Below are 1,996 nucleotides of genomic sequence, written 5' to 3'. Positions count from 1 at the left end.
ACCGCCGTGCAGGCCAACGCCGTTCCGGTGCTGGAGGCGCTGATCCCGAGGCTGCACGCCGCCGGGCTGCATGTCGGGCCGGTGGTGGTGGCGACCCAGGCGCGGGTGGCGCTGGGCGATCCGGTCGGCGCGCTGCTGCAGGCGCGGGCCAGCGTCGTTCTGATCGGCGAGCGTCCCGGCCTGAGCGCCGCCGACTCGCTGGGCCTCTATCTGACCTGGGAGCCGCGCCCGGGCCGGGTGGACAGCGAGCGGAACTGCATCTCCAACGTCCGCGCCGGCGGCCTCGCCCCCGCCGCCGCCGCGGAGCAGGCGGCGGCCCTTCTCGCGGCGATGTTCGCCCAGCGCCGGTCGGGCATCACGCTGGACACCCAGGATCGCGCGGACGGGCCCGACCGCCTTCGGACCGGCTCATGACAACGGCCCGGCCCGCTCCGTCCGAACCGTCGCACATCAGAACCAACCGCTCACATCCCCGGTGCGGCCGGCGACGGTGAAGCTGCTTCCGGAACCGATGGTGAAGACCGTGCCGCCCTTCACGACGGTTGCCGAAGCGATCACCGCACCGAGATCGATGGTCGAGTCGGAGAAGGCGAGGCGGTCGGTCCCGATTTCGAAGTCGGCGATGACCGTGCCGTTGAGCAGGTCGCTGCTGGTGGGCGTGCCGCTGTTCTGGCTGCTGGACGACGGCAACGCGCGCGTCGCGCTGGTCAGTGCCAAGCTTCTGGCTCTTTCCATCGCCACCATCGCCACCATTGCCGCGCTGCTGGGACGGGCCGGTGGCAGCGTGATCGGCCGGCGGCTGGTCATCGGCCTCTTCGCCGTCAACACGGCGATGTTGGCGGTGCGCGTCGCCATGGCCATCGGAAGCTCGATCAACATGGTGCCCAACAACGGCGGCGGGGGTGGCGGCGCCATAGCGCTGGTGCTGTTCGTCTGGAACATTCCCTTCACCTTCATCGGCTGCGTCGGGATGGTGCTGATGGTCGCCGAACGGCTGGCCTCCGAGGAAGCCCGACGGACGGCGGCTCTGGCTGCGCGTTTCCATCGCCGCGGTGCGGTTCGCGCGGCGCGATGCGCTGATCGTCAACCTCAACGACATCACCGCCCACAAGGAGCTGGAGCGAAGCCTGACCGCCGCCCGCCAGAAGGCCGAGGCGGCCCTGGAGATCCAGCGCAACGCCATGGCGGAGCAGCGCAACTTCCTCGCCATGGTGTCGCACGAATTCCGCAACCCTCTGGCCGTCATCCATGTCGCGGTGGACGACCTGACCGGAACCGCCGGCGAAGTGGCGGGAAAAAAACATGGACAAGCCGACGCGCGTCCGCCGGGCGGCGCAGCGCATGCGCAAGCTGGTGGAGGATTGCCTGGCCGAGGACTGGCTGGAGGCGGCGAGCCTCGCCCCTGCGCTGCAGCCGCTGGACGCGGCGGAACCGGCACGGTCGCTGTGCGCCGATCTGATGCCGCTGCACCGGAACGCCGCCATCGCCGCGCATCTGCCCGATGGGCCGACGATGGTCATGGCCGATCCGTCGCTCCTGTCGGTGGCCCTGTCGAACCTGATCGACAACGCGGTCAAATACTCCAGCCCATGCGTGGTCACCGTGACCCTGTCGGCGGAAGGCGGCGCGGTGCGGCTCCGGGTTCACAAACCCCGGTCCGGGGATTTCACAGGCCGACCTCGGCCACATCTTCGAAAAGTTCCACCGGTCGCCCAGCGTCGGGCGGCGCGCCGGGGCCGGACTCGGTCTCTATCTGGTCAGCCGCATCATGGACGCTCACGCCGAGCGTGTGGAGGTGGACAGCCAGGAGGGCACCGTAACCAACCGCACTCTGCCGGCGGTCCGGGGGCCGTTCACGCACCGCCTTATCGGGTTTTGATGCCCTCGTCGGATGTGATGCACCACCGCCGCCACATCGCGCGGTAGGCGCGTTCGATATGGCGAACCTTGAGGCGGGAGTTGCACAGCGGCGAGGCCGCGATGCGGTCGCGCAGTC

Annotated in this window: 3 protein-coding genes and 1 pseudogene; 2 read left to right on the top strand and 2 right to left on the bottom strand. The window is 69.8% G+C overall.

What is annotated here, in order from left to right; all coding sequences use genetic code 11:
• A partial coding sequence (locus QSG27_RS28795; protein WP_306712264.1) for an ethanolamine ammonia-lyase light chain EutC occupies positions 1 to 414 on the top strand: 414 nt, incomplete at its 5' end.
• A 36-nt stretch (positions 415 to 450) separates the two neighbouring features.
• Here QSG27_RS28795 and QSG27_RS28790 read toward each other — a convergent pair.
• Entirely contained in the window at positions 451 to 942 is a 492-nt protein-coding gene (locus QSG27_RS28790; protein ID WP_306712262.1) for a hypothetical protein, read from the bottom strand.
• A gap of 11 nt (positions 943 to 953) precedes the next feature.
• Entirely contained in the window at positions 954 to 1,520 is a 567-nt protein-coding gene (locus tag QSG27_RS28785; protein ID WP_306712260.1) for a hypothetical protein, read from the bottom strand.
• A 137-nt stretch (positions 1,521 to 1,657) separates the two neighbouring features.
• Here QSG27_RS28785 and QSG27_RS28780 point away from each other — a divergent pair.
• Positions 1,658 to 1,879: pseudogene (locus QSG27_RS28780) on the top strand (ATP-binding protein); the annotation flags it as partial.
• Positions 1,880 to 1,996 lie beyond the last annotated feature (117 nt).

The organism is Azospirillum isscasi (genome assembly GCF_030849505.1).
Lineage (GTDB): Bacteria > Pseudomonadota > Alphaproteobacteria > Azospirillales > Azospirillaceae > Azospirillum > Azospirillum isscasi.
Note: the sequence above shows the minus strand (reverse complement) of the source record. Positions and strands in the feature narration are given on the sequence as shown.

What these genes read in the sequence shown, in the direction of transcription:
- QSG27_RS28785 (WP_306712260.1), bottom strand. Translation starts at nt 1,520, where the DNA reads ATGACCATCGTCGGCCCATCGGGCAGATGCGCGGCGATGGCGGCGTTC.
- QSG27_RS28790 (WP_306712262.1), bottom strand. Translation starts at nt 942, where the DNA reads ATGTTCCAGACGAACAGCACCAGCGCTATGGCGCCGCCACCCCCGCCG.